The sequence below is a fragment of the Streptococcus mitis genome (genome assembly GCF_002096735.1).
Taxonomy (GTDB): domain Bacteria; phylum Bacillota; class Bacilli; order Lactobacillales; family Streptococcaceae; genus Streptococcus; species Streptococcus mitis_CZ.
This window is the reverse complement of sequence record NZ_NCVC01000015.1, coordinates 1-15,184: the sequence shown is the minus strand read 5'-3', so window position 1 is coordinate 15,184 and position 15,184 is coordinate 1. Positions and strand designations below refer to the sequence as shown.

The following is a 15,184-nucleotide window of genomic DNA, read 5'->3' as shown; positions in this document are numbered from 1 at the left end:
CTATGATGACGTCGTATAGGCGAGTTGATGGGGGAGACAACCTTTTCTCCCTTATCGGCGCTAGCATTTTACAAAAGAGGAGAAAATAAAAATGAAACTTCATGAATTGAAACCTGCAGAAGGTTCTCGTAAAGTACGTAACCGCGTTGGTCGTGGTACTTCATCAGGTAACGGTAAAACATCTGGTCGTGGTCAAAAAGGTCAAAAAGCTCGTAGCGGTGGCGGAGTTCGCCTTGGTTTTGAAGGTGGACAAACTCCATTGTTCCGTCGTCTTCCAAAACGTGGATTCACTAACATCAACGCTAAAGAATACGCAATTGTGAACCTTGACCAATTGAACGTCTTTGAAGATGGTGCTGAAGTTACTCCAGTTGTTCTTATCGAAGCAGGAATTGTTAAAGCTGAAAAATCAGGTATTAAAATTCTTGGTAACGGTGAGTTGACTAAGAAATTGACTGTGAAAGCAGCTAAATTCTCTAAATCAGCTGAAGAAGCTATCACTGCTAAAGGTGGTTCAGTAGAAGTCATCTAAGAGAGGTGACCTATGTTTTTTAAATTATTAAGAGAAGCTCTTAAAGTCAAGCAGGTTCGATCAAAAATTTTATTCACAATTTTTATCGTTTTGGTCTTTCGTATCGGAACTAGCATTACAGTTCCTGGTGTGAATGCCAATAGCTTGAATGCTTTAAGTGGATTATCCTTCTTAAACATGTTGAGCTTGGTGTCAGGGAATGCCATGAAAAACTTCTCAGTTTTTGCTCTTGGTGTTAGCCCCTACATTACGGCCTCTATCGTTGTCCAACTCTTGCAAATGGATATTTTACCCAAATTTGTAGAGTGGGGTAAACAAGGGGAAGTAGGTCGAAGAAAATTAAATCAAGCTACTCGTTATATTGCTCTTGTTCTAGCTTTTGTGCAATCTATCGGGATTACAGCTGGTTTTAATACTTTGGCTGGAGCTCAATTGTTGAAAACAGCTCTTACTCCACAAGTCTTTATCATGATTGGTATCATCTTAACAGCTGGTAGTATGATTGTGACTTGGTTGGGAGAGCAAATTACAGATAAGGGATACGGAAATGGTGTTTCTATGATTATCTTTGCCGGGATTGTTGCCTCAATTCCAGAGATGATTCAGGGCATCTATGTGGACTACTTTGTAAACGTCCCAAGTAGCCGTATCAACTCATCTATCATTTTCGTAATCATTTTGATTATTACTGTATTGTTGATCATTTATTTTACAACCTATGTTCAACAAGCAGAATACAAAATTCCAATCCAATATACTAAGGTTGCACAAGGTGCTCCATCTAGCTCTTACCTTCCTTTGAAGGTAAACCCTGCTGGAGTTATCCCTGTTATCTTTGCAAGTTCGATTACTGCAGCGCCTGCGGCTATTCTTCAGTTTTTGAGCGCTACAGGTCATGATTGGGCTTGGGTAAGAACAGCACAAGAAATGCTGGCAACAACTTCACCAACTGGTATTGCCATGTATGCTTTATTGATTATTCTCTTTACATTCTTCTATACGTTTGTACAGATTAATCCTGAAAAAGCGGCAGAAAACCTACAAAAGAGCGGTGCCTATATCCACGGAGTTCGTCCTGGTAAAGGTACAGAAGAATATATGTCTAAACTTCTTCGTCGTCTTGCAACTGTTGGTTCTCTCTTCCTTGGTGTGATTTCTATTTTACCGATCGTAGCAAAAGATGTTTTCGGACTTTCAGAAGCAGTTGCTTTTGGAGGAACCAGTCTTTTGATCATTATCTCTACAGGTATTGAAGGAATCAAACAATTGGAAGGCTACCTATTGAAACGTAAGTATGTTGGTTTCATGGACAGAACAGAATAAAAGTAATTACTGAATCAGTAATTACTGAGGGAGTGGAGGTTTAACTCTAACATTTGTGAGAGTTTGGTCTCCCCTCTTCTATTTTGTTTTTAAATAGGGGTGAAAAGACTTTTTGCTTCTATTTAAAAATAAAATAAGGAGATCAAATCATGAATCTTTTGATTATGGGCTTACCTGGTGCAGGTAAGGGAACTCAAGCAGCAAAAATCGTAGAACAATTCCATGTTGCACATATCTCAACAGGTGATATGTTCCGCGCTGCAATGGCAAATCAAACTGAAATGGGTGTTCTTGCTAAGTCATACATTGACAAGGGTGAATTGGTTCCTGACGAAGTTACAAATGGAATCGTAAAAGAACGTCTTTCACAAGATGATATTAAAGAAACAGGATTCTTGTTGGATGGTTACCCACGTACAATCGAACAAGCTCATGCCTTGGACAAAACATTGGCTGAACTTGGCATCGAACTAGAAGGTGTTATCAACATAGAAGTGAATCCAGATAGCCTCTTGGAACGTTTGAGTGGTCGTATCATCCACCGCGTAACTGGAGAAACTTTCCACAAGGTCTTTAACCCACCAGTTGACTATAAAGAAGAAGATTACTACCAACGTGAAGATGATAAGCCTGAGACAGTCAAACGTCGTTTGGATGTGAATATTGCTCAAGGGGAACCAATCATTGCTCACTACCGTGCCAAAGGTTTGGTTCATGACATCGAAGGTAATCAAGATATCAATGATGTCTTCTCAGATATCGAAAAAGTATTGACAAATTTGAAATAAAGCGTTTTTCACACTTGCAAAAATCCGCTACAAATGTTATACTGAGATAGTCTGACTTATAATTGTTGTCTCTGTGTCTAGAGGCATCGAATCGAAATTTATGGAGGTGCTTTTGCGTGGCAAAAGACGATGTGATTGAAGTTGAAGGCAAAGTAGTTGATACAATGCCGAATGCAATGTTTACGGTTGAACTTGAAAATGGACATCAGATTTTAGCAACAGTTTCTGGTAAAATTCGTAAAAACTATATTCGTATTTTAGCGGGAGATCGTGTTACTGTCGAAATGAGTCCATATGACTTGACACGTGGACGTATCACTTACCGCTTTAAATAATCGAAAAACTTGGAGGGATAAGAAATGAAAGTAAGACCATCGGTCAAACCAATTTGCGAATACTGTAAAGTTATTCGTCGTAATGGTCGTGTTATGGTAATTTGCCCAGCAAATCCAAAACACAAACAACGTCAAGGATAAGATAGAAAGGAGAAAACATGGCTCGTATTGCTGGAGTTGACATTCCAAATGACAAACGCGTAGTAATCTCATTGACTTATGTTTATGGTATCGGACTTGCAACATCTAAGAAAATTTTGGCTGCTGCTGGAATCTCAGAAGATGTTCGTGTACGTGATCTTACATCAGATCAAGAAGATGCTATCCGTCGTGAAGTGGATGCAATCAAAGTTGAAGGTGACCTTCGTCGTGAAGTAAACTTGAACATCAAACGTTTGATGGAAATCGGTTCATACCGTGGTATCCGTCACCGTCGTGGACTTCCTGTCCGTGGACAAAACACTAAAAACAACGCTCGCACTCGTAAAGGTAAAGCTGTTGCGATTGCTGGTAAGAAAAAATAATATAGGAGGTAAAAGTCTTGGCTAAACCAACACGTAAACGTCGTGTGAAAAAGAATATCGAATCTGGTATTGCTCATATTCACGCTACATTTAATAACACTATTGTTATGATTACTGATGTGCATGGTAATGCAATTGCTTGGTCATCAGCTGGTGCTCTTGGTTTCAAAGGTTCTCGTAAATCTACACCATTCGCTGCTCAAATGGCTTCTGAAGCTGCTGCTAAATCTGCACAAGAACACGGTCTTAAATCAGTTGAAGTTACTGTAAAAGGTCCAGGTTCTGGTCGTGAGTCAGCTATTCGTGCGCTTGCTGCCGCTGGTCTTGAAGTAACAGCAATTCGTGATGTGACTCCAGTGCCACACAATGGTGCTCGTCCTCCAAAACGTCGCCGTGTATAATCATCGCATTACACTGCTTTTCGTTTAAGAGGGAGTAACTAAATGATCGAGTTTGAAAAACCAAATATAACAAAAATTGATGAAAATAAAGATTATGGCAAGTTTGTAATCGAACCACTTGAACGTGGCTACGGTACAACTCTTGGTAACTCTCTTCGTCGTGTACTTCTAGCTTCTCTACCAGGAGCAGCTGTGACATCTATCAATATTGATGGTGTGTTACATGAGTTTGACACAGTTCCAGGTGTTCGTGAAGACGTGATGCAAATCATTCTGAACATTAAAGGAATTGCAGTGAAATCGTACGTTGAAGACGAAAAAATCATCGAACTGGATGTTGAAGGTCCTGCTGAGGTAACAGCTGGTGACATTTTGACAGATAGCGATATTGAAATTGTAAATCCAGATCATTATCTCTTTACAATCGGTGAAGGTTCTTCCCTAAAAGCGACTATGACTGTTAACAGTGGTCGTGGATATGTACCTGCTGATGAAAATAAAAAAGATAATGCACCAGTTGGAACACTTGCTGTAGATTCTATTTATACACCAGTTACAAAAGTCAACTATCAAGTGGAACCTGCTCGTGTAGGTAGCAATGATGGATTTGACAAATTAACCCTTGAAATCTTGACAAATGGAACAATTATTCCAGAAGATGCTTTAGGGCTTTCAGCACGTATTTTGACAGAACATCTTGATTTGTTTACAAATCTTACTGAGATTGCTAAGTCAACTGAAGTGATGAAAGAAGCTGATACTGAATCTGACGACCGTATTTTGGATCGTACGATTGAGGAACTGGACTTGTCTGTGCGTTCATACAACTGTTTGAAACGTGCCGGTATCAATACTGTGCATGATTTGACAGAAAAATCTGAAGCAGAGATGATGAAAGTACGAAATCTTGGACGCAAGAGTTTGGAAGAAGTGAAACTCAAACTCATTGATTTGGGTCTTGGATTAAAAGATAAATAAAGGAGGAATAAATGGCTTACCGTAAACTAGGACGCACTAGCTCACAACGTAAAGCAATGCTTCGCGATTTGACAACTGACCTTTTGATCAACGAATCAATCGTGACAACTGAAGCTCGTGCTAAAGAAATCCGTAAAACTGTTGAAAAAATGATTACTCTAGGTAAACGTGGTGATTTGCATGCACGTCGTCAAGCAGCTGCTTTCGTACGTAATGAAATCGCATCTGAAAACTATGATGAAGCAACTGATAAGTACACTTCTACTACAGCACTTCAAAAATTGTTCTCAGAAATTGCACCTCGTTATGCTGAACGTAACGGTGGATACACTCGTATCCTTAAAACTGAACCACGTCGTGGTGATGCAGCGCCAATGGCGATCATCGAATTAGTATAAAATCATCAATTTTGTTGAGTGTTATGATGATGGAGTCTTGTGCTCTTAGTCTAGCTCTGGTCTACCGCTAGGATTTCGGTCCTAGCGGGAACACTCATCATAAGTTGGGATAGTAGACGCTTGTTTACGAAATTGTTTTTTTCTTAAGAACAACTTCGTAAGCAGGCGTTTTTGAGTATTTTAGTTAGAATTATGCTATACTATTTGAAAAGAATCCTGTTTAATGTTCAGGTTTCCTATTAAAAGAAGAATTGGAGTTTGCTTATGAAAGCGATTATAACTGTTGTTGGTAAAGATAAATCTGGAATTGTTGCAGGTGTTTCTGGTAAAATTGCAGAATTAGGATTGAATATTGACGATATCTCTCAAACTGTCTTGGATGAATATTTCACGATGATGGCTGTCGTCTCTAGTGATAAAAAGCAAGATTTTACCTATCTTCGTGATGAATTTGAAGCTTTTGGGCAAATTTTAAATGTGAAAATCAACATTCAGAGTGCAGCGATTTTCGAAGCTATGTATAATATCTAGGAGGTTATCATGGATATTAGACAAGTTACTGAAACCATTGCTATGATTGAGGAGCAAAATTTCGATATCAGAACCATTACCATGGGAATTTCCCTATTAGACTGTATTGATCCGGATATCAATCGTGCTGCGGAGAAAATTTATCAAAAGATTACGACCAAGGCGGCTAATTTAGTGTCTGTTGGCGATGAAATTGCAGCTGAGTTGGGAATTCCAATCGTTAATAAGCGTGTATCGGTGACACCCATTTCTCTGATAGGGGCCGCGACGGATGCGACGGACTATGTGGTTCTGGCAAGAGCGCTTGATAAGGCTGCGAAAGAGATTGGTGTGGACTTTATTGGTGGTTTCTCTGCATTGGTACAAAAGGGGTACCAAAAGGGAGATGAGATTCTTATCAATTCTATTCCTCGTGCTTTGGCTGAAACGGACAAGGTCTGCTCGTCAGTCAATATCGGCTCAACCAAGTCTGGTATCAATATGACGGCTGTCGCAGATATGGGACGAGTTATCAAGGAAACGGCAACTCTATCTGATCTGGGGGCAGCTAAGTTGGTTGTATTCGCTAATGCTGTTGAGGACAATCCATTTATGGCGGGTGCCTTCCATGGTGTTGGGGAGGCAGATGTTATCATCAATGTCGGGGTCTCTGGTCCTGGTGTGGTGAAACGTGCCTTGGAAAAAGTTCGTGGACAGAGCTTTGATGTAGTAGCCGAAACAGTTAAGAAAACTGCCTTTAAAATCACTCGTATCGGTCAATTGGTTGGTCAGATGGCTAGTGAAAGACTGGGTGTGGAGTTTGGTATTGTGGACTTGAGTTTGGCGCCAACTCCTGCGGTTGGAGATTCTGTAGCACGTGTCCTAGAAGAAATGGGACTAGAGACAGTTGGTACGCATGGAACTACGGCTGCCTTGGCTCTCTTGAATGACCAAGTTAAGAAGGGCGGAGTGATGGCCTGCAACCAAGTTGGTGGTTTGTCTGGTGCCTTTATCCCTGTTTCAGAGGATGAAGGAATGATTGCTGCAGTGCAAAATGGCTCTCTCAATTTGGAAAAACTAGAAGCTATGACGGCTATCTGTTCCGTTGGTTTGGATATGATTGCCATTCCGGAGGATACACCTGCTGAAACCATTGCGGCTATGATTGCAGATGAAGCTGCAATTGGTGTCATTAACATGAAAACAACAGCTGTTCGTATTATTCCAAAAGGAAAAGAAGGCGACATGATTGAGTTTGGTGGCCTATTAGGAACTGCGCCTGTTATGAAAGTCAATGGGGCTTCGTCTGTCGATTTCATCTCTCGTGGGGGACAAATCCCAGCACCAATTCACAGTTTTAAAAATTAAGAAAATAGTAGAAATTTTAAGTTCTATTTAAGGTTGGCTGTGTATACTATAATCATTAAATAAAGACCTCCTAATATTATTTGAAACAGATAACTCTGATTTAGTTTGAATTTGATTTTCATCTAATATCTTTATTTAATAGAACTCCTAAACTTTTTCATAATAATCTCCTGCAAAAGTCGCCTGTATGGGTGGCTTTTGTTTTATCATCCATGATATAATAGAAGCAAACGGAGGACGGAAAATGGTAAAAGTACGATTGTATTTGGTACGTCATGGCAAGACCATGTTTAACACGATTGGTCGCGCGCAAGGTTGGAGCGATACTCCCTTAACGTCTGAAGGTGAGCGAGGGATTCAAGAGTTAGGAATCGGTTTGCGAGAATCTGGTCTACAGTTTGAGCGCGCTTATTCCAGTGATTCTGGTCGTACCATTCAGACCATGGGAATTATCCTTGATGAACTTGGTTTGCAAGGGAAAATCCCTTATCGTATGGACAAGCGTATCAGAGAATGGTGTTTTGGTAGCTTTGACGGAGCCTACGATGGTGATCTTTTCATGGGAATCATTCCTCGTATCTTTAATGTGGACCACGTTCACCAATTGTCTTATGCTGAATTGGCTGAGGGCTTGGTAGAGGTTGATACAGCAGGCTGGGCTGAAGGTTGGGAAAAACTCAGTGGTCGAATCAAGGAAGGCTTTGAAGCGATTGCCAAAGAAATGGAAGAACAAGGTGGGGGCAATGCCCTCGTTGTCAGCCACGGAATGACCATTGGAACCATTGTTTATCTGATTAATGGTATGCATCCGCATGGTCTCGATAATGGTAGTGTGACGATTCTTGAATATGAGGACGGTCAGTTTAGCGTAGAAGTTGTCGGCGACCGTAGTTACCGAGAACTCGGACGGGAGAAGATGGAGGAAGCCTCTATTTAATACTCTTAGAAAATCTTTTCAAACCGCGTTAACGTCGTCTTGCCGTAGATATGGTTACTGACTTCGTCAGTTCTATCCACAACCTCAAAGCAGTGCTTTGAGCAATCTGCGGCTAGTTTTCTAGTTTGCTTTTTGATTTTCATTGAGTATAATCAATCTAGACTTGCTTGTTATGAACTAGGGATTTGATAAGAATATCAAGATAAGAAAAAACAGCCGAGTGTAATCCTTTCGGCTGTTTTTGATGGGGAAAACTAAAGTGTAATGCTATTGCTTTTAGAGATTTTCATAAACAAGAGCAAGGAACCTACTGTTAGAACAGTGAGGATAGTTGACAAGGCTGCGGCTACACCGTAATTCCCCCTGAGAACCTCTGTATAAATAGCTACAGTCATTGTTCTTGTTTTTACATTGTAGAGGAGGATAGAAGTAGAGAGTTCTGAAATCATTGTGACCCAAGATAGGATGGCTCCAGAAATAATACCAGATAGCATCATTGGAGTTGTAATCTTGGCAAAGGTATTGAGACGACTACTTCCTAAGCTCTCAGCGGCTTCTTCAATACTTGGTGCTATTTGTTGCAAGCTAGCAACAGATGAGCGAATAGTATAAGGTAATCTTCTGACAGATAGAGACATAATCAAGATGAAAGCTGTCCCTGTAATCATAAGAAATCCACTTCCAAATAGACCGGTATTGAAGGAAGAAATGAAGGCAATCCCTAGAACGGTTCCTGGTACAATATAAGGGACCATACTGAGGCTGTCAATTAAGTTTGTAAACAAATTCCGCTTTCTAACGGCTAGGTAGGAGATAAATGTTGCGAATAAGACAACTAGGACTAAGGCAATCAAAGGGATACGAATAGTATTGAAAATAGCAGATCCCATACGATTGAAAGCTACCTTGTAACTGTTTAGAGAATAACCTTTGACAAATACCATACCTGATGTTTTTAGGAAAGAAGTATAAATCAAGTAGACTTGAGGTAGAACAGAGAACAAGATAATTCCGTAGACTGTTGCATAAATGGCAGCCATTTTTCCTTTTGTAGTTTTTTTAGGCTCAATTGGATGGAGCGAATTCATGCTGAAACTGTAGCGGTTTGAGATGTATTTTTGGATAAGGAAGATTGCCAAGGCAATGATAATCGCCATAATTGCTAAAGCAGATGCAAAAGCAGAATTTCCTCCAACCTCGCTAATGAATTGGGTATAAATCAAGACGGGGAAAGTCCGATATCCTTCACCAATCAACATAGGCGTTCCAAAATCTGAGAATGCTCTCATAAACACAAGCAGGGCAGCAGCTAGTAAGGTTGGAACTAGGAGAGGTAAAACAACCGTTACGATACGCTTAAATCCGAAGGACCCCATGCTTTCAGCAGCTTCAAGTAGAGAATTGTCAATACTTTTCATTGTCCCAGCAACGTATAGAAATACCAGTGGGAATAGTTGCAGTGTAAAGACAAGTACAATTCCTTTGAATCCATAAATATCAATAGCTGGAAGATGAAGAGTATTTGTCATGAATTTTGTGATGACCCCATTTCGTCCCAGCAAGAGAATCCAGGAGTAGGCTCCCACGAAAGGAGCTGACATGGAAGCAATGATAATCAATATTTGTAGAAATTTCTTTCCCTTGAAGTCATACATGGAAAAAAGATAAGCTAATAGGGTTCCTACAACTAAGGAAGTGACAGTAGCGGTAATGGAAACCTTGAAACTGTTGACAAGTGTCTCAGAGTAGTAGGCTTTACTAAAGAAAGTGACAAAATTAGCTAGTGAGAATTGTCCTTCATGTATGAGTGCTTGCTTGAGCACGGTAACGATAGGATAAACGAGAAAGACAAGATAGGTAAGAAAGATGAAGAAAGAGGAGGCTGTCCAAATATTTAGTTTTTTACGTTCCATGGTTGACTCCTTTTATCAGGTTTTGGGAACCATCTGCAGAAAAGACGTTTAATTTTTGAGTATTGATTCGTAGACGAATACGATCGCCTTTTTGTAGATCTTCTTCAAAAGTTGATTCTTCGCTAACCTGAATTTTTGAGGCAAAGCCTGTTTCAATGAAATACTCCGTATTTAGTCCAAGATAGACGCTATCGCTAATAGTTCCTTCAATATCTCCAGATTCATCTTTGATAAATTCTTCAGGACGAATGCTTACATGAATGGCTTGCTCCTCAGCCTGATCAAGAGCTGGCATTCGAAGGGCATAGCCATCTGAAAAGACGATATAAGCGCCGTCGCTTCGTTTTTCGAGATTGGCAGGGATGATATTTGTGCGTCCGATAAAGGTGGCCACAAACTCATTAGCTGGTTTATGATAGAGTTCTTTTGGCCGACCGATTTGTTGAATCACCCCATCTTTCATAACAGCAATTTGGTCTGAAATAGCCATGGCTTCTTCTTGGTCGTGGGTTACATAAACAGTTGTAATTCCCACTTCGTGTTGGATTTCTCGAATGGCTTGACGCATATCCAAGCGAAGTTTGGCATCTAGGTTACTAAGTGGCTCGTCCATGAGGAGAACACTTGGATTAACAGCTAAGGCACGTGCCAAGGCGACACGTTGTTGTTGTCCACCACTGAGTTTATCAGGTTTTCGGTCCGCGTATTGAGCAATTTGCATAAGTTCAAGATACTTGTTGGTCTGTTGAATCAATTCCTCTTTTGGAACTTTCTTTTGCTTGAGACCAAAAGCAACATTATCTCGAACAGTCAAATGTGGGAAAATAGCGTAGTTTTGAAAAACCATCCCTATATTGCGTTTGCTGGGTTCCATATTATTGATTTTTGTATCATCGAAGTAAAATTCTCCGCCTTCGATACTGTTGAAACCTGCAATCATACGAAGAAGAGTCGTTTTCCCACAACCTGAAGGCCCAAGAAGGGTAAAGAGACTTCCTTTTGGAATTGTAATGTTCAAATTCTCAATAACAGGGACATCGTGGTAGATTTTTTTGGCGTTAATAATTTTGATCTCACTCATAGTGAACCTCTTTTACTGTTTAGATTGGATATCTGTAAAAATGTCATTGTACTTTTTAAGAATAGTGGATTTATTTTTAATGACATAATCTGAATCTTCGGTGGCAATCTTGATTTCTGTCATAGCCTTCATGTTTTTATTGGTTTTAGCATTTTTACGAATAGGTCTGATTGTAGTTTCAGTTCCTAGCTTATCTTGGATTTCTTGAGAAAGGAGGAAATCGATAAATTTCTTAGCGTTTTCCATGTGTTTGGCGTTTTTGACGATGGCCGCGTTACCAGGTAAAAAGACGGTTCCTTCTTTTGGATAAATGACTTTTACATCAACTCCATCATTTAAGAGTTTTAAGGCAGGGTCTTCATAGGTAAGTCCAACAGCCATTTCCCCATCGGCGACAGCTTTGTAAACATTTGAAGAGCTAGATGCAATTTTTCCATCTACTAGGGTAAATAGATTTTTCACATAGGTCCAAGCTTGTTCATTTTCGTATCCACCTTGGTCTACAAGCATATTTGTTAGTTGTGCAAAGGCGCTAGAAGCATTACTAGGATCAGCAGTAGCGATTTTTCCTTTTAATTTAGGATTGAGTAGATCATTGTAGCCTTCAATTTTAATATCTTTTGTAAGAGCTGAATTGGCAATGATAACACTGACATCCAGTGTATAAGGTGTGTAGAATCCTGTTTTATTTTGATATTCAGGGATTATCTGGTCGTTTTCTTGGGAAGTATAAGGTTCAAAAAGTTTTTCGTTAGAAGAGAAGAGGGCATAGGAGCCTCCGAAAATGACATCGGCTACAGGCGATTCTTTTTCAGCCTCAGCTTTTTTGAACAATTCACCAGTGCTAGCTTGTACTAAGTCAACCTTAATACCATATTTTTCTTCGAAGGCTGGGATTGTTTCTTCGATAAGGTCTTCAGGGTTAGGCGAGTAGACAACCAAAGTGTTATCTGAATCTTTTTCAGCGCTAGTTTCTGTTTCTATAGGTGAAGAACATCCTGATAAAGAAAGGAATATCCAGCTACAAGAGAGAAAGAATAGTATTTTTTTCATAAGTATCTCCTTTTTTACGAACATTTTCTCTACCTAGATTGTTAATGTTTTTAAATTGTAGAGTTCTACAGGATATAATAAAAACCTTAAAGAAATCTAAAACGGGAAATATGAGTTAAAGACGCTAGGGGAAGAAAATACAAGAAACAAATAATTGATAGAAGTTAGCTCCAAATGAGGGCTAATTTTTATACTGCTACATAAGCTGGATTTGCGATTCGGTCTTTCTTGCCATCCAAGTCCAAAAGAACATTTCTCGTCTTTCAAATTCCCTCAAAAATGGTATAATAGTAACATCACAAAATTGGAGAGAGACCATGAGTTTTTACAATCATAAAGAAATTGAGCCTAAGTGGCAGGGCTACTGGGCAGAACATCATACATTTAAGACAGGAACAGATGCATCAAAACCGAAGTTTTATGCTCTTGATATGTTCCCTTATCCGTCTGGAGCGGGTCTGCACGTAGGACACCCAGAAGGCTACACAGCAACTGATATCCTCAGCCGTTACAAACGTGCGCAAGGCTACAATGTCCTTCACCCAATGGGATGGGATGCCTTTGGGTTGCCCGCAGAGCAATACGCTATGGATACGGGGAATGACCCAGCAGAATTTACAGCGGAAAACATTGCCAACTTCAAACGTCAAATCAATGCGCTTGGATTTTCTTATGACTGGGACCGTGAAGTTAACACAACAGATCCAAACTACTACAAGTGGACTCAGTGGATTTTCACTAAGCTTTACGAAAAGGGCTTGGCCTATGAAGCGGAAGTGCCAGTAAACTGGGTTGAAGAATTGGGAACTGCCATCGCCAACGAAGAGGTTCTTCCTGATGGAACTTCTGAGCGTGGTGGCTATCCTGTTGTCCGCAAACCAATGCGTCAATGGATGCTTAAAATTACAGCCTATGCAGAACGCTTGCTTAATGACTTGGATGAGTTGGATTGGCCAGAGTCTATCAAGGACATGCAACGCAACTGGATTGGTAAATCAACTGGTGCCAATGTAACCTTCAAAGTTAAGGGAACAGACAAGGAATTCACAGTCTTTACGACTCGTCCTGACACCCTTTTCGGTGCTACTTTCACTGTCTTGGCTCCTGAGCATGACTTGGTTGACGCCATCACAAGCCCAGAGCAAGCAGAGGCTGTAGCAGACTACAAACATCAAGCTAGTCTCAAGTCTGACTTGGCTCGTACCGACCTTGCTAAGGAAAAAACAGGAGTTTGGACTGGTGCTTATGCTATTAACCCTGTTAATGGCAAGGAAATTCCAATCTGGATTGCGGACTATGTTCTTGCTAGTTATGGAACAGGTGCTGTCATGGCTGTTCCTGCCCATGACCAGCGTGACTGGGAATTTGCCAACCAATTTGACCTTCCAATCGTAGAAGTACTTGAAGGTGGAAACGTAGCAGAAGCTGCCTACACAGAAGATGGACCTCATGTCAATTCAGACTTCCTAGATGGATTGAACAAAGAAGACGCTATTGCTAAGATTGTGGCTTGGTTGGAAGAAAAAGGCTGTGGACAAGAGAAGGTTACTTACCGTCTCCGCGACTGGCTCTTTAGCCGCCAACGTTATTGGGGTGAGCCAATTCCTATTATTCATTGGGAAGATGGAACTTCAACAGCAGTTCCAGAAAGTGAATTGCCACTTGTCTTGCCAGTAACCAAGGACATCCGTCCTTCAGGTACTGGTGAAAGTCCACTAGCTAACTTGACAGATTGGCTTGAAGTGACTCGTGAAGATGGTGTCAAGGGTCGTCGCGAAACCAATACTATGCCACAATGGGCAGGTTCAAGCTGGTACTACCTCCGCTATATTGACCCACACAATACTGAGAAATTGGCCGATGAGGATCTTCTCAAACAATGGTTGCCAGTAGATATCTACGTGGGTGGGGCAGAGCATGCTGTTCTTCACTTGCTTTACGCTCGTTTCTGGCACAAATTCCTCTATGACCTCGGTGTTGTTCCAACTAAGGAACCATTCCAAAAACTCTTTAACCAAGGAATGATTTTGGGAACAAGCTACCGTGACCACCGTGGGGCTCTTGTGGCAACCGATAAGGTTGAAAAACGTGACGGTTCTTTCTTCCATGTAGAAACAGGGGAAGAGTTGGAGCAAGCGCCAGCCAAGATGTCTAAATCGCTCAAGAACGTTGTTAACCCAGACGACGTGGTGGAGCAATACGGTGCCGATACCCTTCGTGTTTATGAAATGTTCATGGGCCCACTTGATGCTTCAATCGCTTGGTCTGAAGAAGGTCTGGAAGGAAGTCGTAAGTTCCTTGACCGTGTTTACCGTTTGATTACAAGTAAGGATATTGTTGCGGAAAACAATGGCGCTCTCGACAAGGTTTACAACGAAACCGTTAAAGCTGTCACAGAGCAAATCGAATCCCTCAAATTCAACACAGCCATTGCCCAACTTATGGTCTTTGTCAATGCGGCTAACAAGGAAGACAAGCTTTATGCAGACTACGCCAAAGGCTTTATTCAATTGATTGCACCATTTGCGCCTCACTTGGCAGAAGAGCTCTGGCAAACAGTTGCAGCAACAGGTGAGTCAATCTCTTACGTGGCTTGGCCAACATGGGACGAAAGTAAATTGGTTGAAGACGAAATCGAAATCGTTGTTCAAATCAAAGGAAAAGTTCGTGCCAAACTCATGGTCGCTAAAGACTTATCACGTGAAGAATTACAAGAAATTGCTCTCGCTGACGAAAAAGTCAAAGCAGAAATTGACGGTAAGGAAATCGTGAAAGTGATTAGTGTACCAAATAAATTGGTTAATATTGTTGTAAAATAACCAATTTATTTGCTGATTTCCAACCTCAAACAGTTTCCCAAACTGTTTGAGCCAACTAAACTCGTTAATATCGTTGTGAAATAAGAGGCTCTTTGTCAACTGTAGTGGGTTGAAGAAAAGCTAAGCTCGAGAAAGGACAAATTTCGTCCTTTCTTTTTTGATATTCAGAGCGATAAAAATCCGTTTTTTGAAGTTTTCAAAGTTCCGAAATCCAAAGGCATTGC

Annotated in this window: 16 protein-coding genes; 13 read left to right on the top strand and 3 right to left on the bottom strand. The window is 40.6% G+C overall.

The window, feature by feature from the left end; translation table 11 throughout:
* The first annotated feature begins 91 nt into the window (after window positions 1-91).
* From rplO to B7703_RS04325, 12 genes are all read left to right on the top strand, one after another.
* On the top strand, window positions 92-532 hold the full coding sequence (gene rplO / locus B7703_RS04380; protein WP_000766087.1) for a 50S ribosomal protein L15: 441 nt from the start codon (window positions 92-94) through the stop codon (window positions 530-532).
* A 12-nt stretch (window positions 533-544) separates the two neighbouring features.
* On the top strand, window positions 545-1,855 hold the full coding sequence (gene secY, locus B7703_RS04375) for a preprotein translocase subunit SecY (RefSeq protein ID WP_000465403.1): 1,311 nt from the start codon (window positions 545-547) through the stop codon (window positions 1,853-1,855).
* Window positions 1,856-2,004: 149 nt separating this feature from the next.
* The gene (locus B7703_RS04370) at window positions 2,005-2,643 is read left to right on the top strand and encodes an adenylate kinase (RefSeq protein ID WP_001050436.1); all 639 of its coding nucleotides are present in this window, start codon (window positions 2,005-2,007) and stop codon (window positions 2,641-2,643) included.
* 116 nt (window positions 2,644-2,759) lie between these two features.
* Entirely contained in the window at window positions 2,760-2,978 is a 219-nt protein-coding gene (gene infA / locus B7703_RS04365) for a translation initiation factor IF-1 (RefSeq protein WP_001029883.1), read from the top strand.
* A 24-nt stretch (window positions 2,979-3,002) separates the two neighbouring features.
* Window positions 3,003-3,119 carry a 50S ribosomal protein L36 gene (rpmJ, locus tag B7703_RS04360; RefSeq protein WP_001808836.1) on the top strand — a complete coding sequence of 39 codons (117 nt, stop codon included), beginning with the start codon at window positions 3,003-3,005 and terminating at the stop codon, window positions 3,117-3,119.
* A gap of 17 nt (window positions 3,120-3,136) precedes the next feature.
* On the top strand, window positions 3,137-3,502 hold the full coding sequence (gene rpsM, locus B7703_RS04355; protein WP_000090781.1) for a 30S ribosomal protein S13: 366 nt from the start codon (window positions 3,137-3,139) through the stop codon (window positions 3,500-3,502).
* A gap of 17 nt (window positions 3,503-3,519) precedes the next feature.
* On the top strand, window positions 3,520-3,903 hold the full coding sequence (gene rpsK, locus B7703_RS04350) for a 30S ribosomal protein S11 (RefSeq protein ID WP_001118385.1): 384 nt from the start codon (window positions 3,520-3,522) through the stop codon (window positions 3,901-3,903).
* Window positions 3,904-3,945: 42 nt separating this feature from the next.
* On the top strand, window positions 3,946-4,881 hold the full coding sequence (locus tag B7703_RS04345) for a DNA-directed RNA polymerase subunit alpha (protein ID WP_000568988.1): 936 nt from the start codon (window positions 3,946-3,948) through the stop codon (window positions 4,879-4,881).
* A gap of 11 nt (window positions 4,882-4,892) precedes the next feature.
* Window positions 4,893-5,279 (top strand): 50S ribosomal protein L17, encoded by a 387-nt coding sequence (rplQ, locus tag B7703_RS04340; protein WP_000331493.1) that lies wholly within the window; start codon window positions 4,893-4,895, stop codon window positions 5,277-5,279.
* A gap of 264 nt (window positions 5,280-5,543) precedes the next feature.
* Complete coding sequence (locus B7703_RS04335) at window positions 5,544-5,810, top strand: ACT domain-containing protein (protein ID WP_084923786.1); 267 nt, start codon at window positions 5,544-5,546, stop codon at window positions 5,808-5,810.
* Between the two features lie 9 nt (window positions 5,811-5,819).
* Window positions 5,820-7,157 (top strand): PFL family protein, encoded by a 1,338-nt coding sequence (locus B7703_RS04330; RefSeq protein ID WP_084923784.1) that lies wholly within the window; start codon window positions 5,820-5,822, stop codon window positions 7,155-7,157.
* A 244-nt stretch (window positions 7,158-7,401) separates the two neighbouring features.
* Entirely contained in the window at window positions 7,402-8,094 is a 693-nt protein-coding gene (locus B7703_RS04325) for a histidine phosphatase family protein (protein ID WP_084923782.1), read from the top strand.
* Window positions 8,095-8,348: 254 nt separating this feature from the next.
* Here the strand turns inward: B7703_RS04325 and B7703_RS04315 are convergent, their stop codons facing one another.
* From B7703_RS04315 to B7703_RS04305, 3 genes are read right to left on the bottom strand one after another with little or no spacing between them, the layout of a single operon-like run.
* Window positions 8,349-10,007: an ABC transporter permease gene (locus B7703_RS04315; protein ID WP_000440018.1), complete on the bottom strand. Its 1,659-nt coding sequence runs from the start codon at window positions 10,005-10,007 to the stop codon at window positions 8,349-8,351.
* A complete protein-coding gene (locus B7703_RS04310; protein WP_001289693.1) occupies window positions 9,997-11,088 on the bottom strand; it encodes an ABC transporter ATP-binding protein in 1,092 nt (363 codons plus the stop codon). The genes B7703_RS04315 and B7703_RS04310 overlap by 11 nt, the downstream gene beginning before the upstream one ends.
* A 12-nt stretch (window positions 11,089-11,100) precedes the next feature.
* Entirely contained in the window at window positions 11,101-12,141 is a 1,041-nt protein-coding gene (locus B7703_RS04305; protein ID WP_004255168.1) for an ABC transporter substrate-binding protein, read from the bottom strand.
* A gap of 317 nt (window positions 12,142-12,458) precedes the next feature.
* On the opposite strand from B7703_RS04305, the gene leuS reads away from it, so the two are divergent.
* Window positions 12,459-14,960 carry a leucine--tRNA ligase gene (gene leuS / locus B7703_RS04300; RefSeq protein ID WP_084923779.1) on the top strand — a complete coding sequence of 834 codons (2,502 nt, stop codon included), beginning with the start codon at window positions 12,459-12,461 and terminating at the stop codon, window positions 14,958-14,960.
* The last annotated feature ends 224 nt before the right edge of the window (window positions 14,961-15,184 follow it).